The following is a 21,655-nucleotide window of genomic DNA, read 5'->3' as shown; positions in this document are numbered from 1 at the left end:
CGCCCTCGGTCAAGACGTGCTCAAGCGTTTTGTTACCAGATCCCAGACGGCGTCGGCCAGGTCTTCCTTAGGTTGCTGCGGAAAATCCGTTTCCGTGCCGTCGGCCCCCAACACCGTCGCGGCGTTGGCGTCAGACCCGAAGACCTTATCGGCGCCCACCTGGTTGACCACGATCAGGTCGGCTTTCTTGACAGCAAGTTTTTTCCGCGCGTTTGCCAGCGCTTCGTCGCTCCCCACGGTCTCGGCCGCGAAGACGACCAGCACCTGGCTGGCGGGCTTGCGTCCGCCCAGCTCGGCGGCGATGTCGGGGTTGAGCGCCAGGGCGATCGGGGCGGGCTCGGCGCCCGGCACCTTCTTGATCTTTTCCGCGGCGTAGGACGCCGGGCGGAAGTCGGCGGGTGCCGCGGCCATCACCACGGCGTCGGCGCCGGCGGCCGCCTCGACGGTCGCCTTGCGCAGCTCCTCGGTGGTGCCGACCACGACGACGTCGACGCCGGCCGGCGCGGGGAGGGTGGGGTTGGCGCTGACCAGAGTGACCCGTGCGCCGCGGGCGGCGGCGGTGCGGGCGAACGCGTAGCCCTGTTTGCCGGACGAGCGGTTGCCGAGGAAGCGCACCGGGTCGAGCGGCTCGCGGGTGCCGCCTGCGGTCACCACGACGTGCCGGCCGGCCAGGTCGGCCGCGGCGCCGCGACGCAGCGCCCGGCGGGCGTACGCGAAGATCTCGGTCGGGTCCGGCAGCCGGCCCTTGCCGGTGTCGGAGCCCGTCAGCCGGCCGCTCGCGGGCTCGATGACCAGCACGCCGCGGGAGCGCAGCAGCGCCACGTTGGCCTGCGTGGCGGGGTGCTCCCACATCTCGGTGTGCATCGCCGGCGCCAGCACGACCGGGCAGCGAGCGGTGAGCAGCGTGTTGGTGAGCAGGTCGTCGGCCAGGCCGTGTGCGGCCTTGGCGATCAGGTCGGCGGTGGCCGGTGCCACCACGACCAGGTCGGCCTCCTTGCCGAGGCGCACGTGTGGCACCTCGTGCGCGTCGGCCCACACGTCGTCGGCGACCGGCTCACGGGACAGCGCGGCCCAGGTCGGTGCGCCGACGAAGCGCAGTGCGGACGCGGTCGGGATGACCCTCACCCGGTGCCCCGACTCGGTGAACAGGCGGAGCAGCTCGGCGGCCTTGTAGGCGGCGATCCCGCCACCGACGCCGAGCACGACCCGGGCCGTCATGACCTCAGGGGTTGTCGGTCGGCTCGGCCGTGAGCAGGCCGGCGTTGATCTCGCGCATCGCGATCGAGAGCGGCTTCTCCTGCGGCGTGGTCTCCACCAGCGGGCCGACGTATTCCAGGAGGCCTTCGCCGAGCTGGCTGTAGTAGGCGTTGACCTGGCGGGCGCGCTTGGCCGCGAAGATGACCAGGGCGTACTTCGACGTGGTCTTCTCGAGCAGCTCGTCGATCGGCGGGTTGGTGATGCCTTCAGGGTTGGCGATGGATCCCACGGAAAACAAACCTCTGCGTTCTCAACCGCCGCGCGGCGGTCGGGCCGGGGTCAGGAATGGCGAACCGAGCAATCCTACCAGCTCATCAGCCGCGCGCTCGGCGGCGTGGTTGATGATCGCCGCGGCGATGCCCACCCCGGCCGCGACCCGGTCGTCCGGGGCGAGCAGGAGCACCATCCGGACATCCGGGACGGTCTGGCTGACCAGTTCGGCGCCGCGGGGGTCGATGGAGAGCAGGACCGGCTCGCCCGCGGCGAGCCAGGCCTCCACGGGACGGCGGGGCGTGCCGTACCGGTGCTGCCCGATCGCCGCGGACTCGATCAAACCCTGCTCCTCGACCAGCCGGTCGAACGCGGCCTCGTCGACGAACGTGTAGTGCGTGCCGTCGACCTCGGGGTCGCGCCGCCGGCGGGTGGTGACCATGACGGGCATCCGCACCCACGGCGAACGCGCCCGGACCAGCCGGATCACGGCTGCCCGCCCGGCCTCGGAAGGACCGGTCAGGACCGTGAGCCGAGCCGCCGGGCGCGCCTCGTCATGCATGGTCACAGCTTCGTTCTACCCGCGTGGCGGGTCAGTTGCCGGCGAACTCTCCAAGGAGCGCCTTGCGCTGCTGGTCGCCCAGACCGCGCAGCCGGCGGCTGTCGGCGATCTTGAGCTTCTCCATGATCTGGGTCGCCCGGATCTTGCCGATGCCCGGCATCGCCTGCAGGACGGCCGAAACCTTGAGCTTGCCGACGACGTCGTCAGACTCGGCCCGGTCGAGCACGGCGGCGAGGGTGGTCTTGCCCTGCTTCAGCTGCTCCTTCAGCGCAGCACGGGCTTTGCGGATCTCCGCTGCCTTTTCCAGCGCTGCCGCGCGCTGTTCGGGGCTCAGTGACGGGAGCGGCACCAGTTCTCCTCAGGTCCTACCGCGATCGGGAATTTCCGCCGCGGTCGTGAAACGTGGGGTGGCCGTGAACCAAAGGGGCATGTGGTTCCCAGCGCGGGGAAAACTAGCGGCCCGATTGGTTTTCGGCAACGTCGGCGCGCCTTGATCACGAAATCTTGATCCCGCGGGTCACCTCGTTCGGGGGCCCAGAACGGCCCGGCACTGGGCCAGGACGTCGGCCGCCGCAGTGCGCAAATCGGACACCGAGGGCCCCCGAGCCAGGATCTCCCGCGAGTAGGACGGAACCACCCAATCAAGATCATTACCGAAGACGGTACGCAGGTCGGAAGCGTTCCCACCCTGCGCGCCCAACCCCGGGGCGAGGATCGGGCCGTTGACCCGGGAGAGATCGTGGCCGGTATCGCCGATCGTCGCGCCGACCACCAAGCCGAAGCTGCCGAGCGGCTCCACACCATCGTTGAGCTGGGAAATCTCGTCGATCACGGTCTGCGCGACGGTCCTGCCGCCGGGACCGACGGCGCGCTGCACGGCGGCTCCCTCGGGGTTCGAGGTGAGCGCGAGGACGAAGACGCCGCCGTCGTGAGCGGTCGCCGCGTCGAACATCGGGCGCAGCGATCCGACGCCGAGGAAGGGGCTCGCCGTGATCGCGTCAGCACGCAGCGGGCTCGCCGGATCGAGATATGCGGTCGCGTACGCGGCGACCGTCGACCCGATGTCGCCACGCTTCACGTCGAGCAACACCAGGGCGCCGGCATCGCGCAACTGTCGGATAGCCGACTCAAGCACGGCGACCCCTCGGGAGCCGTGTCGCTCGAAAAACGCGGACTGCGGTTTGACCACCGCGACCCGGTCGCCGAGCGCTTCGATAACGATCTCGCAGAACTCAGCCAGCCCGGTGGCGTCGTCGGCCAGCCCCCAGGCGGTCAGCAGACTTGGATGAGGATCGATCCCCACGCACAGCGGACCACGCGTGCCGAGCGCCTCGTACAGGCGCGCTCCAAAGGCTTTAGTCACGATTGTCCTTTCTTCAAAGACGCGATCCGCCGGACCAGCGCGGGCCCGTGATAGATGAACCCGGTGTAGACCTGCACCAGACTGGCGCCGGCATCGAACATCCGTGCGGCATCGTCGGGCGACATGAGCCCGCCGACCCCGATCACGGGCAGCCGCCCGCCGGTCTCGTCGTGCACGAACCGCACGACATCGCGCGCCCGCCCGGTCAGCGGCGCACCGGACAGCCCGCCGGCCTCCTCCCCCGCGACCCGATCGGCGCCCGCGAGACCGTCTCGGGCGAGGGTGGTGTTGGTGGCGATCACCCCGGCGGCACCGCGGGCGAGACAGACCTCCAGCAGTTCGGCGATCGCGGCCTCGGTCAGGTCGGGCGCGATCTTCACGAGGATGGGCTTCTCCCCCACCAACGCACTCAACAACGCGTCGATCGAGTCGCGATCCTGCAGACTCCGCAACCCAGGCGTGTTGGGCGAGGACACGTTGACGGCGAAGTAGTCCCCGTGGTCCCGCAGCAACGTGTAGGACGCCAGGTAGTCCTCGACCGCCTCCTCGAGCGGCGTCACCTTGGACTTCCCCAACGAGATGCCCAAGGGAAAGGAACGGTCCGTTGTTAACGCTTTCCGAGTAACAACGGACCGTTCCAATCGCCGCGCGAGCGCCGCGGCGCCCTCGTTGTTGAAGCCCATGCGGTTGACGATCGCTTCGCTGTCGCGCAGGCGGAACAGGCGCGGTTTCGGGTTGCCCGGCTGTGCGTGCGCCGTCACCGTGCCCACCTCGACGAAGCCGAAGCCCAGGGCCGGCCAGGCCGCCAGCGCGACGCCGTTCTTGTCGACGCCCGCCGCGAGCCCGACCGGGTTCGGGAACTCCAGCCCGAAGACCGTGCGCGGGTTGCGCACCGTATACCGCGAAGCCAGCAGCCGCCACGCGGCCGGCGGGAGGCCCGCCAGCCGCGTCAGCGTCCACTCGTGCGCGGTCTCGGCGTCGCCCGAACCGATACGGAACAGGGCCGGGCGGACGACCCGCTCAAACAGCACGCCCGCCTCCGCGCAGGGCCGCGTGCAGGTCCTGCAGCGGCCGGACCGTCATCTCGCCGCGGATCAGGGCCTCGATCCCCATCACCGCGGCAGCCGCACCCGGCACCGTGGTGATGCACGGGATGTCGGCGGTGACCGCCGCGCTGCGGATCTCGTAGCCGTCCGACCGCGCCGACGCGCCCGAGCCCTGCGGCGTGTTGACGATCAGCGCGATCTCACCGTTGCGGATCAGCGAGATGGCGTCCGGCTCGGAACCCGCCTCTTCCCAGTGCTTGCGGATGATCTCGCAGGCGATGCCGTGCCGGCGCAGCACCTCGCCGGTGCCGACCGTCGCCACGATCTGGAAGCCCAGGTCGGCCAGCCGCTTGATCGGGAAGATCATGCTGCGCTTGTCCCGGTTGGCCACCGAGACGAAGATCCGACCGGACGTGGGCAACGAACCATAGGCCGCCGCCTGCGACTTCGCGTACGCGTTGCCGAAAGCGGGGTCGATGCCCATCACCTCGCCGGTCGACTTCATCTCCGGACCCAGCAGCGAGTCGACGCCCCGCCCGGCCGGCGTGCGGAACCGCTTGAACGGCAGCACCGCCTCCTTGACCGCGGTCGGACCGTCCGCCGGCAGGTCGCCGCCGTCGCCGGTCGGCGGCAGCAGGCCCTCGACGCGCAGTTCCGCGATCGTGGCGCCGAGCATGATCCGGGCGGCCGCCTTGGCCAACGGCACCGCGGTCGCCTTGGACACGAACGGCACGGTCCGCGACGCGCGGGGGTTGGCCTCCAGCACGTAGAGCACGTCGTCCTTGAGCGCGTACTGCACGTTGAGCAGGCCCCGCACGCCGACGCCGCGGGCGATCTCGGTGGTGTAGCGGCGCACCTCGGCCATGTGCGAGGCGGCCAGGGTGATCGGCGGCAGCGCGCACGCCGAGTCGCCGGAGTGGATGCCGGCCTCCTCGATGTGCTCCATCACGCCGCCCAGGTAGACCTCGCCGTCCGTGTCGCACAGCGCGTCCACGTCGATCTCGATCGCGTCGTCGAGGAAACGGTCGACCAGCACCGGGTGGGCCGGCGAGATCTCGGTGGCCCGGGCGATGTAGGCGGACAGCGTCGGGTCGTCGTACACGATCTCCATGCCGCGACCACCGAGGACGTACGAGGGCCGCACCAGCACCGGATAGCCGATCTCGTCGGCGATCGCCTTGGCCTCGTCGTACGACGTGGCGGTGCCGTGTGCCGGCGCGCGCAGCCCGGCCTTGCCCAGCACCGCGCCGAACGCGCCCCGGTCCTCGGCCAGGTTGATCGACTCCGGGGTCGTGCCGACGATCGGCACGCCGGCGTCCTTGAGCCGCTGGGCGAGCCCGAGCGGCGTCTGCCCACCGAGCTGCACGACCACGCCCACCACCCCGGGCCCGCCGGCCGCCCGACCGGACTCGGACTCGGCGTGGAACACCTCGAGCACGTCCTCGAACGTCAACGGCTCGAAGTAGAGCCGGTCCGCGGTGTCGTAGTCCGTGGACACGGTCTCGGGGTTGCAGTTGACCATCACGGTCTCGTACCCCGCGCCCCGCAGCGCCATCACCGCGTGCACGCACGAGTAGTCGAACTCGATGCCCTGCCCGATCCGGTTCGGCCCCGAGCCCAGGATCAGCACCTTGGGCCGGTCGGACGGCGCCACCTCGGTCTCCTCGTCGTACGAGGAGTAGTGGTACGGCGTGCGCGCGGCGAACTCGGCCGCACACGTGTCGACCGTCTTGTAGACCGGCCGCAGCCCGAGCCGGTGCCGCAGCCGCCGCACGCCGTCCTCGCCGGCGAACTCCGGCCGCAGGGCGGCGAGCTGCCGGTCGGACAGGCCCGCACGCTTGGCCCGGCGCAGCAGCGGCAGGTCGAGCACCGGCGCCGCGACGATCTCGGCGCGCAGGTCGACCAGCGCGGCGATCTGGTCGAGGAACCAGGGGTCGATCCCACCGGACGCCGCCGCGACGTCGGCCACCGTGGCACCGAGCCGCAGCGCCCGCTCGACCGTGTAGAGCCGCCCGTCGTGCGGCGTACCCAAATCGTCCAGAGTGGACGCCAACGTGGCATCGACCGGATCGGGCGTGGTCCAGAAGCCCGCCGCGCCGGTCTCCATCGACCGCATCGCCTTGTTGAGCGCCTCGGTGAAGTTGCGGCCCAGGCTCATCGCCTCGCCGACCGACTTCATCGTGGTGGTCAGCTCCGGGTCGGCGCCCGGGAACTTCTCGAACGCGAACCGCGGGATCTTGACGACCACGTAGTCGAGCGCGGGCTCGAACGCGGCCGGCGTCTCCAGCGTGATGTCGTTGGGGATCTCGTCGAGCGTGTAGCCGATGGCCAGCTTGGCGGCGATCTTCGCGATCGGGAAGCCCGTGGCCTTGGAGGCCAGCGCCGACGACCGGGACACCCGGGGGTTCATCTCGATGACCACGAGCCGGCCGTCGCGCGGGTTGACCGCGAACTGGATGTTGCAGCCGCCGGTGTCGACGCCGACCTCGCGGAGCACCGCGATGCCGACGTCGCGCAGCGTCTGGTACTCGCGGTCGGTCAGGGTCATCGCCGGCGCGACCGTGACGCTGTCGCCGGTGTGCACGCCCATCGGGTCGAGGTTCTCGATCGAGCAGACGACCACGACGTTGTCGTGCTTGTCGCGCATCAGCTCGAGCTCGTACTCCTTCCAGCCGAGCACGCTCTCCTCGATCAGCACCTCGTGCACCGGCGACTCGGTCAGGCCCGCGCCGGCGATCCGCTCGAGGTCGTCGAACGTGTGCGCCATGCCGGATCCGAGGCCGCCCATCGTGAACGACGGCCGCACGACGACCGGCAGGCCGAGCTCGTCGACGGCGGAACGGACCGAGTCCATCGAGTCGCAGACCCGCGAGCGCGGCGTCTCCGCACCGGCCTTGGCCACGATCTCCTTGAACTTCTGCCGGTCCTCGCCGCGCTGGATCGCCTCGATGTCGGCGCCGATCAGCTCGACGCCGTACTTGTCGAGGATGCCCGCCTCGTGCAGCGCCACCGCGGCGTTGAGCGCGGTCTGGCCGCCCAGCGTCGGCAGGATCGCGTCCGGCCGCTCCTTGGCGATGACCAGCTCGAGGAACTCCTGCGTGATCGGCTCGACGTAGGTGGCGTCGGCGAACTCCGGGTCCGTCATGATGGTCGCCGGGTTCGAGTTGACCAGGCTCACCCGCAGGCCCTCGGCCCGCAGCACGCGGCACGCTTGCGTGCCCGAATAGTCGAACTCGCACGCCTGCCCGATCACGATCGGCCCGGAGCCGATGACGAGCACGTGCGAAAGGTCGCTCCGCTTAGGCACTGACCCTCTCCCCCGCGATGAGCTCCCGGAAGCGGTCGAACAGATAGTCCGCGTCGTGCGGACCGGCTGCCGCTTCCGGGTGGTACTGGACTGTGAAAGCCGGGACGTCGTGCGCCCGCAGACCCTCGACAACGTTGTCGTTGAGGCAGACGTGCGACACCGCGACGTCGCCGAAGTCGGTCGAGACACTGCCTTCCAGGGGCGCGTCGACCGCGAACCCGTGGTTGTGCGACGTCACCTCGACCTTGCCGGTGGCCCGGTCGAGCACCGGCTGGTTGCTGCCCCGGTGCCCGAAGCCCAGCTTGTAGGTGCCGAAGCCGAGCGCCCGCCCGAGGATCTGCGAGCCGAAGCAGATGCCGAACAGCGGGATCCGCCGGCGCATCACCTCGCGGGCCAACTCCACCGGACCGTCCGCGGTGGCCGGGTCGCCCGGGCCCGGCGAGAAGAAGATCGCGTCGGCGCCGGTGGCGAGCAGGTCGTCGATGGTCGAGCCGGCCGGCATCACGTGGGTGGTCACGCCGCGTGCGGCCAGGCGCCGGGCGACGTTGCGCTTGATGCCGAGGTCGACCGCCGCGACGGTGAACTCATGGGTGCCAACCGCGTTCACGGTGTACGGCGCAGCCGTGGTCACCTGGGCCGACAGGTCCGCGCCCACCATCTCGGGCGCCTCGCGCACCTTGCGCAGGAGCACCGCCGGGTCGTCGGTGACGCTGGAGACGCCGACGCGCATCGCTCCCCGGTCGCGTAGGTGCCGGGTCAGCGCCCGGGTGTCGACGCCCGAGATGCCGACCACGCCCTCGGCGGCCAGCCGGTCCTCCAGGTCGCCGGTGCGCCGCCAGTTGGAGGCGAGCCGGGCCGGGTCGCGCACGACGTAACCGGCGACCCAGATCCGGGCCGACTCGTCGTCCTCGTCGTTGACGCCGGTGTTGCCGATGTGCGGTGCGGTCTGCACGACGACCTGCCGGTGGTACGACGGGTCGGTCAGCGTCTCCTGGTAGCCGGTCATCGCGGTGGTGAACACCGCCTCGCCGAACGTCTCGCCCACGCTGCCGTAGGACTCGCCGTGGAACGTCCGCCCGTCCTCCAGGACGAGCAGCGCGGGGCGCCTCATTTGACTGCCTTTCCGTCCAGCACCGTCGGCTCGCCGCGCAGGAACGTCGCGACGATTCGGCCGGGCAGGGTCATCCCCGCGTACGGGGTGTTGCGCGAGCGGGACGCCGACCCGGTCGGGTCGACCTCCCAGCGGGCGGCGGGGTCGAACAGCGTGAACGTCGCCGGCTCACCGGGCGCCGGCGTGCGGCCGTGCTCGGTCAGCCCGGCGATCCGGGCCGGTGTGCGCGACATCCGCTCCGCGATCAGCTCCCAGTCGGGGCCGAGCACGTCGAGCACGATCGACAGCGCGGTCTCGAGGCCGATCATGCCGGGGCGCGCGTACGCCCACTCGCATTCCTTGTCCTCCACCGCGTGCGGTGCGTGGTCGGTGGCCACGATGTCGATCAGGCCCTCGGCCAGCGCCGACCGCAGTGCCGCCACGTCGGTCTTGGTGCGCAGCGGCGGGTTCACCTTGAACACCGGGTCGTACGAGGTGGCCCGCTCGTCGGTCAGCAGCAGGTGGTGGGGCGTCACCTCGGCGGTCACGCGTACACCCGCGGCCTTGGCCTGCCGGATCACGTCGACCGAACCGGCCGTGCTCACGTGACAGACGTGCAGGCGGGCGCCGACGTGCCCGGCGAGCAGGGCGTCACGGGCGATGATCGCCTCCTCGGCCACCGCCGGCCAGCCGGTCAGCCCGAGCCGCGCGGAGACCTCGCCCTCGTGCATCTGGGCGCCCTCGGTCAGCCGGGGCTCCTCGGCGTGCTGGGCGATCACGCCGTCGAACGCCTTCACGTATTCCAGCGCCCGCCGCATCAGCCGCGCGTCGGACACGCAGTGCCCGTCGTCGGAGAAGATCCGAACCTTCGCCGCGGAGGTGGCCATCGCGCCCAACTCGGCCAGGTGCTGGCCGGCGAGACCGACGGTCACCGCGCCGATCGGCTGCACGTCGACCAGGCCCGCCTCGCGGCCGAGCCGCCAGACCTGCTCGACCACGCCCGCCGTGTCGGCGACCGGCGAGGTGTTGGCCATCGCGCAGACAGCGGTGTATCCGCCCAGCGCCGCGGCCCGCGAGCCGGACTCGACGGTCTCGGCGTCCTCGCGGCCGGGCTCGCGCAGGTGGGTGTGCAGGTCGACCAGGCCGGGCAGCGCGACCAGGCCGGCGGCGTCGACCACCTGGGCGCCGCGGGCGTCGCCGCCGACCTCCGCGACGACGCCGTCACGGATCAGCAGGTCGGTCGGCTCGGCGCCCAGGACGCTGACCCCCTTGACCAGGAACGTGCTGCTCATTTGCCCCCCAGGAGCAGGTAGAGGACGGCCATCCGGACGGAGACGCCGTTGGCGACCTGTTCGACGATCGTGGAGCGGGCCGAGTCGGCCACCTCCGGAGTGATCTCCATGCCGCGAACCATCGGGCCGGGGTGCATGACGATCGCGTGCTCGGGCAGCCGCCGCATCCGGGCCGCGTCGAGCCCGTAGCGGCGCGCGTATTCCCTGGTCGACGGGAAGTAGGAGTCGTTCATCCGTTCGCGCTGGACCCGCAGCATCATCACCACGTCGACGTCGGGCAGCACCGCGTCGAGGTCGTAGGAGACCCGCAGGTCCGGCGAGAGCGCCGGGCCGACGTCGACCGGGATCAGCGTCGGCGGGCCGACCACGGTGACCTTGGCACCGAGCGTGGTCAGCAGCAGGACGTTGGAGCGGGCGACCCGGCTGTGCAGCACGTCGCCGACGATCGCGACGTGCAGGCCGGCGAGCCGACCCAACCGCGAGCGCATCGTGTACGCGTCGAGCAGCGCCTGGGTCGGGTGCTCGTGGGTGCCGTCGCCGGCGTTGACCACGGAGCCGTCGACCCACTGGGCCAGCCGGTGCGGCGCGCCGGAGGCCGGGTGGCGCACGACGACGGCGTCGGCGCCCATCGCCTGCAGGGTCAGCGCGGTGTCCTTGAGGCTCTCGCCCTTGGAGACGCTGGAGCCCTTGGCCGAGAAGTTGATGACGTCGGCGGAGAGCCGCTTCGCGGCCGCCTCGAACGAGATGCGCGTACGCGTGGAGTCCTCGTAGAAGAGGTTGACCACCGTGCGGCCGCGCAGCGTCGGCAGCTTCTTGACCTCGCGGCTGGACAGGTTGGCCAGTTCGGCGGCGGTGTCGAGGACCAGCGTGGCGTGCTGCGCGTCGAGGTCGGCCGCGGAGAGCAGGTGCTTGATCATTTGGCCTCCTCGCCGATCAGGCGCACCTCGTCGTTGCCGTCGATCTCGGCGAGCGTGACCTTCACGATCTCCGTGCGCGCGGTCGGGATGTTCTTGCCGACGTAGTCGGCGCGGATCGGCAACTCCCGGTGGCCGCGGTCGACGATCACGGCGAGCTGCACCGAGCTGGGCCGGCCGAGGTCGGAGAGGGCGTCGAGGGCGGCACGGACCGTGCGGCCGGAGAACAGGACGTCGTCGACGAGGATGACCCGCCGGCCGTCGATGCCGCCCGGCGGCAGGTCGGTCGGGCCCAGCGCCCGGGTGGCCTTGAGGCGGAGGTCGTCGCGGTAAAGAGTGACATCGAGCACACCGACGGGTACGTTGACGTCTTCGAAAGCGGCGATCCGGGCGGCCAGTCGATGGGCGAGCGGGACCCCGCGCGTCGGGATGCCGAGCAGGACGGTGCCCTCGGCGCCGTCGGTCTTCTCGAGGATCTGGTGCGCGATGCGGTCGACGACCCGCTGCAGATCAGTCTCAGTGAGGATGACCTTCACAGACGGTGGCGAACCGGACGTCGTCGAGGATGAAGCGGCCTGTGGATAGGCCACGGCGGACCTCCTTCCCCGCCTCACGGGACGGGTCGTTAAAGGATGTCTTCGGCGAACCGTCGATCACGTTACCAGCGGGGACAGCGTGGGTATGCGCAGCGTGCCGTGCGTAACAACGTGGCGAGTCGTTGATGCATGGTGCAGGAAAATTCGGACAAGAGAAGACAGTCCTCCCAAGTGATGGGTAATGAGCACTTGACCAGTTCTCTCATTCCCCGTACCGTCACGCTCCGTAGCGATCGCTGGGGAGAACCCCGGGTACCAGCACTGGGAGAGTCGTCAATGGCTTCTGAGTACGCCAAGTCGTTGGGCGCGCGTCTGCGCTCCATCCGCCAACAGCAGGGCCTGTCTCTGCAAGGTGTGGAGGAGAAGTCGAACGGCCGTTGGAAGGCGGTCGTCGTCGGCTCCTACGAGCGCGGCGACCGGGCCGTCACGGTCTCCCGCCTTGCCGAGCTCGCCGACTTCTACCGGGTTCCGGTCTCGGAACTGCTGCCCGACGGCAGTGGTGTCCGTCACGAGCCCACCAACAAGATCGTGCTCGACCTCGAGCGTCTCTACGACGAGGCCTCGGAGGAGCTCGCCTACGTAGCCCGTTACGCGCGCGCCATCCAGCAGCAGCGCGGCGACTACAACGGCCGGGTGCTCTCCATCCGCGCGGACGACCTTCGCGCGCTGGCGATCGTCTACGACTCGTCACCGTCGGGTCTGATCGAGCGGCTGAACGAGCACGGCGTCCTCGTCGCGGACCCGCGGGCGTTCTTCGCCAGCTGACAACTGGGTCACCACAAGGGCCCCTGTCCGCCGCTTTCGCGGTGGGAAGGGGCCCTTGTTGGCTTTAGTCGTTGTTTTCGTTTTCGGCCGTCAGCGCGGCGCGTACTCGGCGATCCGGCCGATCAGGCCGTTGAGGAACCGCGGGCTGTCGTCGGTCGACATCTGCCGGGCCAGCTCGACCGCCTCCGTTATCGCCACGGCGTCGTCGATCTCGTCGACGTAGAGCAGCTCGTAGACCGCGATCCGGGCCAGGTTGCGGTCGACCACGGGCATGCGGTCGATCGTCCAGCCCTCGGCGTAGCTGGCGATCAGCTCGTCGATCCGGTCGAGGTGCGCGGCAACGCCGTTGACCAGGCCGGTGGCGTAGTCGAGGTGGCCGGGCAACGGGCGTTCCAGCCGCGCGACGTAGTCCGTGAGGACGTCGGTCGGCGGCCGGTCCCGCAGATCGGCTTCGAACAGCACGTCGAGGGCCCTTTTACGCGCCTTGCGGCGCGCGGGCATCGAGGTCTTGGGGCCCTCCGCCATCAGGCGCGGCCGAGGTAACGGCCGTCGCGGGTGTCGACCTTGATCTTCTCACCGGTGGTGATGAACAGCGGGACCTGGACGGTCGCGCCGGTCTCGACGGTGGCCGGCTTGTTGCCGCCGGTCGAGCGGTCGCCCTGCAGGCCCGGCTCGGTGTAGGTGACCTCGAGCACGACGCTGGTCGGCAGCTCGACGTAGAGCGGGACGCCCTCGTGGGTCGCGACGATCGCCTCGGCCTCGGGGAGGAGGTAGTTCGACGCCTCGCCGACCGTGCCGCCACTGACGTGGATCTGGTCGTAGGTGTCGAGATCCATGAAGACGAAATCTTCGCCATCGGCGTAGAGGTATTGCATCGTGCGCTTGTCGACGGTCGCGGTATCGACCTTGGTCCCCGCGTTGAAGGTCTTGTCGACGACCTTCCCGGACAGCACGTTCTTGAGCGTGGTGCGCACGAACGCTCCACCCTTACCGGGCTTGACGTGCTGGAACTCAACGACGGACCAGAGCTCGCCGTCGAGGTTGAGGACCAGGCCGTTCTTCAGGTCGTTGGTGGTGGCCATTTCCTGCCTTGATCTTCACTCAGCGGACAGACTATGCGAGTCTACCGGCCATCAACGGATGCCATCTTCTTCGGGTGTCCGCGCCGGTTCTCGCCAGCCACGGCGCCGGCCAACTGGGGCGGTGCCGTGCCTGGGGTGTGGCCGGCACGATGTGCGTCGCCCTCGGCGGGTTGGGTGCCGGCGCCGGGCCGTCGTCGGGACCACTGTCGCGGCCGGACCTCCCGGTCGACCTGTTCAACCTGGGCGTGACGGTCGCCTACTTCGGGCTCGTGCTGCTGGTGGTCGCCTGGTGGCGCCTGGGCAAGCTGGTGCGCCAGCGGCCGCCGCGGGTCGAGGAACTGCTGGCGACGATGCTGATGTGGGCCGCGCCGCTGCTGGTCGCGCCGCCGGTGTTCAGCCGCGACGTCTACAGCTACCTGTCACAGGGCGCGATGGTCGGCGCGGGCCTCGACGTCTACCGCTCCGGGCCGGCGGACCTCGGTGGACCGTTCGGCGCCGAGGTGCCGGCGATCTGGCAGCACACGGCGACGCCGTACGGTCCGGGCTTCCTGTTGCTGGCCACGGTAGTGGCCGCGCTGGTCGGCGGGCACGTGACGCTCGGCGTGCTGCTGATGCGGCTGGTCGCGCTTGGCGGGGTCGTGCTGCTCGCGGTCTGCCTGCCGCCGCTGGCCCGCCGGTGCGGTGTCGCGCCGTCGGCGGCGGTGTGGCTCGCGGTGCTCAACCCGCTGGTGCTGCTCCATCTGATCGGCGGGGCGCACAACGACGCGCTGCTGCTCGGCCTGCTGGCCGCCGGCCTGTTGGCGGCGTTCTCCGGTCGACCCGCCCTCGGCGCGGTGGCGATCACGTTCGCCGCCTTGATCAAGGTGCCGGTCGCGGTCGGGCTGGCCGCGGTGGCGCTGATCTGGGCCGGGCGGGGCGTCCCACAGTGGCGGGCCATCGGTGCCACCGCTCTGGTGGCGGTGGGCACGGCCGTCGGCGTGACCTGGCTCGCCGGCACCGGATTCGGCTGGGTGGGCGCGCTGCGTACGCCGGTCACGGCGGACAGTTGGTCGCTGACCAGCGCCCTCGGCCGGGCGACGGAGTCGCTGCTGGCGGCGCTGGACGCGTCCCTGGGCACCGCGCCGCTGACGGGCTGGCGCCTGGCCGGCATGTGCGCGGCGGTGGCGGCGGCCCTGCTGGTCTGGCACCGGCGCCGCACGGTCGGCCCGGTGCAGGGCGTGGGCCTGGTGCTCGGCGGTGTCGTGGTGTTCGGCCCGGCGGTCCGCCCGTGGTACCTGCTCTGGGCGGTCGTGCCGCTGGCGGCCGCGGCCCCGTTCGGCCGCGCGGCCCGCGTCGCCGCGGCAGCGTCCGCGGTGCTGGCCATGGTGGTGCTGCCGGACGGTTTCGCACCGAACCCGGGCACGCTGGGCTTCGCGGTGATCGGCGGTTGCCTGGCGGTGGCGCTGCTGGTGATGACCGCCTTCGCGACGCAGCCGGACGACGACCTGGCGCCGGGGCTGGCCCGATGACCGCGTCCCGCCGGACTCTGTGGGTCCTGGCCGTGCTCGCGGTGCTGTGGGTCATCGTCGTGCCGGGCCGCCGCGGCTTCTTCGACGTGGGCGTCTACTACGGAGCGGTGCAGCACTGGCTCTCCGGTGGCGAGCTATACAGCTACCTGCGGCCGGGCACGGTGTACGGGTTCACCTATCCCCCGTTCGCGGCGGTGCTGATGACGCCGCTGGCCCCGCTTCCGTGGCACACGGTGATCGCGGTGAGCATCGTGGTCAACGTGATCGCCGGCGGCCTGGTGATCCGCTGGCTGATCGGCCCGGGCCTGCGCCCGTGGCTGCTGGTGGCGCTGCTGTGCGTCTTCCTGGCCCCCGTCCGCGACACGGTCAGCTTCGGCCAGGTCAACCTGGTGCTGCTGGCGCTGGTCTGGTGGGACCTGCGCCGCGGCCCCCGCGCGGGCGTGGGCATCGGCGTGGCGACGGCGGTCAAGCTGACGCCGGGCCTGTTCGTCGTCTACCTGGCCCTGGCCCGCCGCTGGCAGGCTCTTCTCTTGTCAGTGACGACGGTCGCGGCCGCCACCCTCCTGGCCGCCGCCATCTCCCCCACCGCGTCCCGCACCTTCTGGACCGAGGCCCTGTGGAACACGGGCCGGGTGGGCGACCTGGCCTACGTCTCGAACCAGTCCCTACGCGGCGTCATCGCCCGCGCGGGCCTGCCCGGTTGGTGCTGGGCCCTGGCGGTCCTGGCCATCTGTGCATTGTGGATCTTCCGAGCCCGCCGCGCGGCGTCAGCTGGCGACCACGTCACGGGCTTCGCCCTGACCGGGGTGACCACCTGCCTGATCAGCCCGGTGACCTGGGTCCACCACCTGGTCTGGCTCCTGCCGGCCCTCTACCTGGCGTGGCGCACGGGCCGCGCGCGCCTGTGGGTGATCGCGGCCTACGTCCTGCTGTGCACGAGCGCGGTCTGGCTGTGGGCAGACGGCGGCCCATCCCTCGCGGCGGTCCTGGGCAGCAACCTGTATGTCTGGATCGCCCTGGCCCTACTGGCCTTGCTCCCGATCAGCGCGCCGGAGCCGGCCGAGCCCACCCAACCGCTCGCGCCGTCCCAACCGCCGACCGCGGACTTGGTCGCCCGATAATCGTGAAGGTGAACGCGCCCGTCCTGCCGCGCACGAGCGCAGTATGACGAAGGGCGGACGTATGGATCGATCTGGCCCTTACTGGCCTCCTCCGGATCCGCGTGCCGGAGTCGGCCGAACCGCTCGCGCCGGCCAGGGCACCGACCGCGGAGTTGGCGGCCCGATAATCGTGTAGGTGACCGCCGACCTCGACCGCGTGGACGAAGTGCGACACCTTTACGCGCGATATCGCGCGATGCCGTATCCGCGTGAAATGCGCCCCGCGGACGTGGCCGGCGTCAGCATGATCCTGCTCGACGCGAACGTCGCCGGATGCGTCCACACCTGGCTGGCGAACGGCGGCGCGCTGGACACCAAACGCTGGCAGATCCTCGCCAGCTGCCTCGACGACCTGGACCGCGTGCTCCCGCTGCTGACGCAGGAGCCGGACCACGCCTACTTCGCGACCTGCCGCACGGTGGCCCGTCTCGTGCTGGAGTCCAACAACCCAGCGTGAGCGCCAAAGCCCGTGCTGGCGCGCGGTCCACTCCCGACGCGGCCTCGGCTGGACAGGGCCATGAACAGCACGCGACGGGCTCGAAACAGCACCAGCAAACACCGAAGCGGCGATGAGGAAGCCCGCGCTCTTACTCGGACCATCGCCACCCAGGTCCTTTCGCCCCGCACGACCAAGGCGCGCGATTGCGGTCCCGCTCCCTGATCAGGCAGCGACGGCGGTGAAGGCGTCCGCGAGCAGGTCGTCGGTCGGGCCGTCGAGGACGTCCGTCTCGGCCAGGGAGTCCAGGACGATGAAGCGCAGGCGCGAGCCGCGGGCCTTCTTGTCGACGCGCATCGTGGCCAGCAGGTCCGGCCACGCCTCGGCGGCGTAGGTCGTCGGCAGGCCCAGCTCCGTCAGGATCGTGCGGTGCCGGGCCGTGGTGGCGGCGTCCAGGCGGCCGGCGCGGTGGCTGAGCTCGGCCGCGTAGACCAGCCCGACCGCGACCGCGTCGCCGTGCCGCCAGGTGTAGTGCTCGACCTTCTCGATCGCGTGCGCCAGGGTGTGCCCGTAGTTCAGGATCTCGCGCCGGCCCGACTCCTTGAGGTCGCCGCCGACCACGTCGGCCTTCACCCGGATCGCGAGCTCGATGAGAGTACGCACCGCAGGGCCCGCCGGGTCCGCGGCCAGACGCGGATCCCGCTCGATCAGGTCGAGGATCGCCGGCTCCGCGATGAAGCCGCACTTGACCACCTCGGCCAGGCCGGCGGTCAGGTCCGCGGGCGGCAGCGAGTCGAGCGTGTCCAGATCGCAGAGCACCCCCGCCGGCGGGTGGAATGCGCCGACCAGGTTCTTGCCCGCCGCGGTGTTGATGCCGGTCTTGCCGCCGACCGCCGCGTCGACCATGCCGAGCAGCGATGTCGGCACCGGCACCCAGCGCACGCCGCGCAGCCACGCCGCGGCGACGTATCCACCGAGGTCGGTCGCGGCACCGCCGCCCACCGCCACCACCGCGTCGGATCGGGTGAACCCGGCCGCACCGAGCCGGTCCCAGCACGCGGCGGCGGTCTCGATCGTCTTGCCGCTTTCCGCGTCCGGAAGCTCGATGCGCGTCACGACGCGCCCGTCAGCGGCCAACGCGGCCGAGACGTCGTCGGCGCGCGCCGTCAGCGGCGCGGAGGCGAGCACGGCGACCCGATCGGCGCCTGGCAACAGCGCGGCGATCTGGTCGGTGAGCCCGCGCCCGACGACCACGTCGTAGGCCTGCTCACCACCGACCGGAATGCGGGTGATCTCAGTCATCGGCGCCGAGCATATACGCGTCGTAGCCGGCGCCGGTCGTCGTCCGCTCGCCCGCCGACCGTGGATAGGCGACGAGTCCGGGGTGCACAGCCCTGAATCGCTCCAGCGTCGCCGCGTCGACGCCCGTGCCGACCAGGTCGAGGCGGCGCGGCTCGCAGCGCGCGGCGGCGGCCAGGGTCTCGTCGCACAGGCGTGTGCCGCGCAGACTCAGCGAGTCGGGCCGCACCACGCCGGCGAGGAGCGCGGCGAGCTCGGCGTCGGTCGCCCCGTCGAGATGGATGGCCAGGCTGTCGAGACCGGGCTTAAAGGCGACCGGCCCGGCAACGGTGGCGGCGGCCAGGGTGATCCTGCGGATCGACGGCGCGAACGGCCCCAGCCAGAGCGTCGCAACGCCGTGCAGGTCCAGCTCGGCCAGCGTCGGTGCGAGGTCGGCCAGGGACTCGTGGCCCCATGGCCGGTCAGGCAGATTGGTGATCCGGAGGTTGGTGAGCGCGGGCACCGGACCGCCCGTGGCGTCCACGACGAACTCGTCCGCCGCAGCGAGCCGCAGGAGGCGCAACCGTGGGAACCGGCCGAAGCCGGCCAGGGAACGCACGCCCGCATGGTGCGCGAGGATCTCGAGGTTGGGCAGGTCGGGCAGGCCTGGCAGCGAGCCGCCCACGACGTCGAGCGACCACACCTGATCGCCGACGTCGGCCAACTGGTCGACGTCGGCCTGGTCCCAGCACTCGAAGCGTTGATGGATGCTGAACGGCCGGCCGTCACGCTCCGGCGGCAACACCGGACTGAGCACGTGCAGCACGGCGTCGTCCGGCCTGAACCGACCGCAGGACAGCACCTCCACCACCGTCGACCCGCCGTCTTCGCTGACGACGGCCAGGTTGACCCACTCCGGCACCCGGCCGGCCCGCCACAGCTCGGCGACGACCGTGTCGGCGTCACACCGGTGCAGCGCCGCCGCACGATCGGGAGAGCCGTCCTCCGGAAAGCGCACCTCGCCGACCCGTGGCGGACCGACGTCATAGGACTGGTTGAGCCGCAGACGGAAGGTCAACGGCTCAGGCAGCTCCTCGATGACCATTGGTCGAGCCACCGCACGGGCCCGCTCGGCGGCAGCCGCGAACCGCGCCGCGAAGACCTCGCGCTCCACTCAGCCCATGGTCTTCTGGCCGTCGATGGTCTCGCGGATGATGTCGGCGTGGCCCGCGTGCTGGGAGATCTCGGCGATCAGGTGCAGGAACACGCGGCGGACCGACCAGGAGGCGCCCGGCTCGAACCAGGGCGCCTTGGGTAGCTCGTGTGCCGCGTCGAGGTCGAGCTTCTCCACCAGCGCGTCTGTGTCGGCCCCGGCCGCCTCGAAGTCGGCGATCATGTCGGCCAGCGTCGCGCCCGCGGGCATGGCGAAACCGGTCGCCCAGTCGACCTCGACCTGCGACATGCCCTCGGCGCCGCCGGCCGCGAACGCGCACCAGCTGCGCTCGGTCGTGGCGACGTGGCGTAGCAGCCCGCCCAGGCACAGCGCGCTCGCGGTCGGGGTCAGGCGCGCCTGTTCGTCGCTCAGCCCGCGCACGGTGAACAGCAAGAACCCACGGTGACGCTGCAGGGAGGCCAGCAGGTCGGCACGCTCAGTCATGCCAAGCACCTTAGATGTCGCGTACGACAGGAATCAGTTGTGCGCCGGCGCCGGGTCGCCCAGGGCGTGTGCCGGCATCTCCAGCTCGGTGCCGTGCGCTTCCTGCCAGTCGTACACCTTGCTCATCGTCACCGTCGAGGCGAAGAACTCGCGGGCCGTCAGCCCGCCGACCACCGGGTCGTTGTCCTGTGCCAGCAGCGTGCCCGCGACCAGCCGGAACCCCGCCCGCAGCGCCGCGCTCAGCCGGCGGTGACCGTCGACGACGAAGAACCGCGAGTCCGCGTACCCGATGGAGATCGGCTCGAGAGCGTCCGGCCCCGCGAGCCCGGCGGCGTCGTCGTCGGACATCCCGCGCAGCGCGCCGATGTCACCCGTCGGGTAGATGCGCGCGGGGTCGAGCAGCAGCAGCGGCGGGCTGCCGGCGAGGATCTCGGCGCCCAGTCGGCCCTCGACCGCGGCGACCGCCATCTCGACGACCTCCTCGGGCCGGGCCCGGGTGGTGTCCAGCACCAGGTCGTAGTTGCGCAGCGCGTGCTTGTCGGCGTGGTACCGGGTGAGGAACCGCTGGCGCTCGCTCTCGCTGCGGCTGCGCAGCTGGTCCTTGGCCTCTTCCAGCGTGGCGTAGTTCTCGACCTCGTTGGCCGGCCGCCCGAGCACCCGGCGGGCCGCCACGGTCGGGTCGGTGATCAGGTGAATCTTGAAGCCCTCGGTGAAGAAGAACCAGGCCAGGCGGCTGTCCATGATGACCCGCTGACCCGATTCGGCGATCTCGCGCTGCATCGAGTCGACGGTCCCGTCGATCACGTCGTCGAGCTCCGCGTGCAGGTTGAGCTGCAGGGCGGTCATCCCCCGCTCGCGGGCCATCTCACGGTAGAGATCGCCGACGCTGATCCGGCGCAGGTGCAGGCGCTCCGAAAGCCCTACCGAGACGGTGCTCTTGCCACTTCCCAGGTCACCGTTGACAGTGATGGACCGCTGGTTGCCCATGCGCCTCGATCCTCAGAGAATTGCCCGATTTGTCGGACACACCCGGTTTACGCCAATCTCAAAAGATTTTAACACCCGCCCTAGCAGCGGCCGATCGCCCGTTTGCTCGATCCCAAGCCCGCCAAGGTAGTCCTCTGTGGAGATTCACCGCGCCGCGTGCTGGATCAGTCGCTCCGCGTGCTCCCGCACCGCCTCCCGCAGCTCCACGGGGGACACGATCGTGAACGGCCACCCGAATCCGGCCAACATCTGTGCCACTCCAGGCAGGCTTTGCGCCCGCGTACGCATCAGGACGCCGTCACCGGTCTCGGTGATTTCCGCGACAGTCGCGGGCACCCGGCGACGCACCTGGCCGACCTCGGCCTCGAACAGCACCTCGACCTCCCACGTGTAGGGCACCCCGGCCAACGAACGGGTGACGTGCCCGACCGCGTCGAACCCCTCCGGCACGACGAACGTCTCCTCGCCGGTGTCGACAGCGGCGATCCGGTCGAGCCGGAAGGTGCGGATCTCGGCGCGCTTGTGGTCGAACCCGGTCAGGTACCACCGTCCGGCGTGGAAGACCAGTCCATAAGGGTCGACCTCGCGCAACGAGACGGCACCCTGCCAGGACCGGTAGGTGATGGTCACCCGCCGGGTGGCCCGGGCGGCGGCGCCGAGCGCCAGCAGCGTCGTGGTCGCCGGCCGCGCCGCGGTCGCACTCCGATCGATCGTGAAACCAAGGCTCTCTTGTACGCCCGCCAGGCGCTCGGCCAGGTTCGTCGGCAGGACCCGACGGATCTTCGCGAGCGTCGGCCCGGTCGCCGGGGCCTCGGTGGTCAGCCCGAGGTGCTCGGCCGCGATCAGCCCCAGCACGACCGCGGCGGCCTCGTCGTCGGTGAGCATCAGCGGCGGCAGCTTGTAGCCGGGGCTCAGCCGGTAGCCGCCGTAGCGACCCCGGGCGGCGGCCACCGGGATCCCGAGGTCCGCGAGTGTCGTGGCATAGCGGCGGACCGTCCGCTCGTCGACGCCGAGCCGGGCGCCGAGGTCGGCGCCGGTCAGGTGGTGGTGGGTCTGCAGGAGCTCGAGCATGCCCAGCACCCGGGAAGCCGGATGTGACACCCGTCACTCTCCTTATCCGGACCGATAGTGTCCGGATGCCACTT

The 21,655-nt window shown here is 71.0% G+C and carries 22 protein-coding genes; 4 read left to right on the top strand and 18 right to left on the bottom strand.

Features of this window, described 5'->3' with window-relative positions; all coding sequences use genetic code 11:
* Nucleotides 1-9: 9 nt before the first annotated feature.
* The 11 genes from coaBC to pyrR form a co-directional block, all read right to left on the bottom strand.
* Nucleotides 10-1,218 (bottom strand): bifunctional phosphopantothenoylcysteine decarboxylase/phosphopantothenate--cysteine ligase CoaBC, encoded by a 1,209-nt coding sequence (gene coaBC, locus Air01nite_RS15610; RefSeq protein WP_203703065.1) that lies wholly within the window; start codon nucleotides 1,216-1,218, stop codon nucleotides 10-12.
* Between the two features lie 4 nt (nucleotides 1,219-1,222).
* Nucleotides 1,223-1,486, bottom strand: a complete 264-nt coding sequence (rpoZ, locus tag Air01nite_RS15605; protein ID WP_203703063.1) for a DNA-directed RNA polymerase subunit omega — start codon at nucleotides 1,484-1,486, stop codon at nucleotides 1,223-1,225.
* 21 nt (nucleotides 1,487-1,507) lie between these two features.
* Nucleotides 1,508-2,029: a guanylate kinase gene (locus tag Air01nite_RS15600; protein ID WP_203703061.1), complete on the bottom strand. Its 522-nt coding sequence runs from the start codon at nucleotides 2,027-2,029 to the stop codon at nucleotides 1,508-1,510.
* A gap of 31 nt (nucleotides 2,030-2,060) precedes the next feature.
* Nucleotides 2,061-2,378, bottom strand: a complete 318-nt coding sequence (gene mihF / locus Air01nite_RS15595; RefSeq protein ID WP_203703059.1) for an integration host factor, actinobacterial type — start codon at nucleotides 2,376-2,378, stop codon at nucleotides 2,061-2,063.
* Between the two features lie 168 nt (nucleotides 2,379-2,546).
* Nucleotides 2,547-3,392, bottom strand: coding sequence for an orotidine-5'-phosphate decarboxylase (gene pyrF, locus Air01nite_RS15590; protein WP_203703057.1), 846 nt, complete (start codon nucleotides 3,390-3,392; stop codon nucleotides 2,547-2,549).
* Nucleotides 3,389-4,423 carry a quinone-dependent dihydroorotate dehydrogenase gene (locus Air01nite_RS15585; protein WP_203703055.1) on the bottom strand — a complete coding sequence of 345 codons (1,035 nt, stop codon included), beginning with the start codon at nucleotides 4,421-4,423 and terminating at the stop codon, nucleotides 3,389-3,391. The genes pyrF and Air01nite_RS15585 overlap by 4 nt, the downstream gene beginning before the upstream one ends.
* Nucleotides 4,413-7,745 (bottom strand): carbamoyl-phosphate synthase large subunit, encoded by a 3,333-nt coding sequence (carB, locus tag Air01nite_RS15580; RefSeq protein ID WP_203703054.1) that lies wholly within the window; start codon nucleotides 7,743-7,745, stop codon nucleotides 4,413-4,415. The genes Air01nite_RS15585 and carB overlap by 11 nt, the downstream gene beginning before the upstream one ends.
* On the bottom strand, nucleotides 7,738-8,856 hold the full coding sequence (carA, locus tag Air01nite_RS15575; RefSeq protein ID WP_203703053.1) for a glutamine-hydrolyzing carbamoyl-phosphate synthase small subunit: 1,119 nt from the start codon (nucleotides 8,854-8,856) through the stop codon (nucleotides 7,738-7,740). The genes carB and carA overlap by 8 nt, the downstream gene beginning before the upstream one ends.
* Entirely contained in the window at nucleotides 8,853-10,127 is a 1,275-nt protein-coding gene (locus tag Air01nite_RS15570; RefSeq protein WP_203703052.1) for a dihydroorotase, read from the bottom strand. Before Air01nite_RS15570 ends, carA begins: the two co-directional genes overlap by 4 nt.
* Nucleotides 10,124-11,044, bottom strand: coding sequence for an aspartate carbamoyltransferase catalytic subunit (locus tag Air01nite_RS15565; RefSeq protein ID WP_203703051.1), 921 nt, complete (start codon nucleotides 11,042-11,044; stop codon nucleotides 10,124-10,126). Before Air01nite_RS15565 ends, Air01nite_RS15570 begins: the two co-directional genes overlap by 4 nt.
* On the bottom strand, nucleotides 11,041-11,631 hold the full coding sequence (pyrR, locus tag Air01nite_RS15560) for a bifunctional pyr operon transcriptional regulator/uracil phosphoribosyltransferase PyrR (protein WP_203703050.1): 591 nt from the start codon (nucleotides 11,629-11,631) through the stop codon (nucleotides 11,041-11,043). The genes Air01nite_RS15565 and pyrR overlap by 4 nt, the downstream gene beginning before the upstream one ends.
* A 282-nt stretch (nucleotides 11,632-11,913) precedes the next feature.
* Here pyrR and bldD point away from each other — a divergent pair, with 282 nt between their 5' ends.
* Entirely contained in the window at nucleotides 11,914-12,402 is a 489-nt protein-coding gene (gene bldD, locus Air01nite_RS15555; RefSeq protein ID WP_203703049.1) for a transcriptional regulator BldD, read from the top strand.
* Between the two features lie 90 nt (nucleotides 12,403-12,492).
* On the opposite strand, the gene nusB is transcribed toward bldD, so the two are convergent.
* Both nusB and efp read right to left on the bottom strand, forming a co-directional pair.
* A complete protein-coding gene (gene nusB, locus Air01nite_RS15550) occupies nucleotides 12,493-12,903 on the bottom strand; it encodes a transcription antitermination factor NusB (RefSeq protein WP_203703128.1) in 411 nt (136 codons plus the stop codon).
* 23 nt (nucleotides 12,904-12,926) lie between these two features.
* Nucleotides 12,927-13,484 carry an elongation factor P gene (efp, locus tag Air01nite_RS15545; protein WP_203703048.1) on the bottom strand — a complete coding sequence of 186 codons (558 nt, stop codon included), beginning with the start codon at nucleotides 13,482-13,484 and terminating at the stop codon, nucleotides 12,927-12,929.
* Between the two features lie 74 nt (nucleotides 13,485-13,558).
* On the opposite strand from efp, the gene mptB reads away from it, so the two are divergent.
* The 3 genes from mptB (at nucleotide 13,559) to Air01nite_RS15530 (ending at nucleotide 16,609) form a co-directional block, all read left to right on the top strand.
* Nucleotides 13,559-14,992 (top strand): polyprenol phosphomannose-dependent alpha 1,6 mannosyltransferase MptB, encoded by a 1,434-nt coding sequence (gene mptB / locus Air01nite_RS15540; protein WP_239090733.1) that lies wholly within the window; start codon nucleotides 13,559-13,561, stop codon nucleotides 14,990-14,992.
* Entirely contained in the window at nucleotides 14,989-16,113 is a 1,125-nt protein-coding gene (locus Air01nite_RS15535; RefSeq protein ID WP_239090732.1) for a glycosyltransferase 87 family protein, read from the top strand. The genes mptB and Air01nite_RS15535 overlap by 4 nt, the downstream gene beginning before the upstream one ends.
* A 175-nt stretch (nucleotides 16,114-16,288) precedes the next feature.
* Nucleotides 16,289-16,609, top strand: coding sequence for a hypothetical protein (locus tag Air01nite_RS15530; RefSeq protein WP_203703047.1), 321 nt, complete (start codon nucleotides 16,289-16,291; stop codon nucleotides 16,607-16,609).
* Nucleotides 16,610-16,813: 204 nt separating this feature from the next.
* Here the strand turns inward: Air01nite_RS15530 and aroB are convergent, their stop codons facing one another.
* The 5 genes from aroB to Air01nite_RS15505 all read right to left on the bottom strand — a co-directional run bounded on the left by aroB (nucleotide 16,814) and on the right by Air01nite_RS15505 (nucleotide 21,611).
* Nucleotides 16,814-17,890 (bottom strand): 3-dehydroquinate synthase, encoded by a 1,077-nt coding sequence (gene aroB, locus Air01nite_RS15525; protein WP_203703046.1) that lies wholly within the window; start codon nucleotides 17,888-17,890, stop codon nucleotides 16,814-16,816.
* A complete protein-coding gene (locus Air01nite_RS15520; protein ID WP_203703044.1) occupies nucleotides 17,883-19,040 on the bottom strand; it encodes a hypothetical protein in 1,158 nt (385 codons plus the stop codon). The genes aroB and Air01nite_RS15520 overlap by 8 nt, the downstream gene beginning before the upstream one ends.
* The gene (locus Air01nite_RS15515; RefSeq protein ID WP_203703043.1) at nucleotides 19,041-19,523 is read right to left on the bottom strand and encodes a DinB family protein; all 483 of its coding nucleotides are present in this window, start codon (nucleotides 19,521-19,523) and stop codon (nucleotides 19,041-19,043) included.
* Nucleotides 19,524-19,556: 33 nt separating this feature from the next.
* Complete coding sequence (locus Air01nite_RS15510; RefSeq protein ID WP_203703042.1) at nucleotides 19,557-20,510, bottom strand: AAA family ATPase; 954 nt, start codon at nucleotides 20,508-20,510, stop codon at nucleotides 19,557-19,559.
* Between the two features lie 144 nt (nucleotides 20,511-20,654).
* Nucleotides 20,655-21,611 (bottom strand): helix-turn-helix transcriptional regulator, encoded by a 957-nt coding sequence (locus Air01nite_RS15505; protein WP_203703040.1) that lies wholly within the window; start codon nucleotides 21,609-21,611, stop codon nucleotides 20,655-20,657.
* Between the last annotated feature and the right edge of the window lie 44 nt (nucleotides 21,612-21,655).

The sequence above is a fragment of the Asanoa iriomotensis genome (genome assembly GCF_016862515.1).
Lineage (GTDB): Bacteria > Actinomycetota > Actinomycetes > Mycobacteriales > Micromonosporaceae > Asanoa > Asanoa iriomotensis.
Note: the sequence above shows the minus strand (reverse complement) of the source record. Positions and strands in the feature narration are given on the sequence as shown.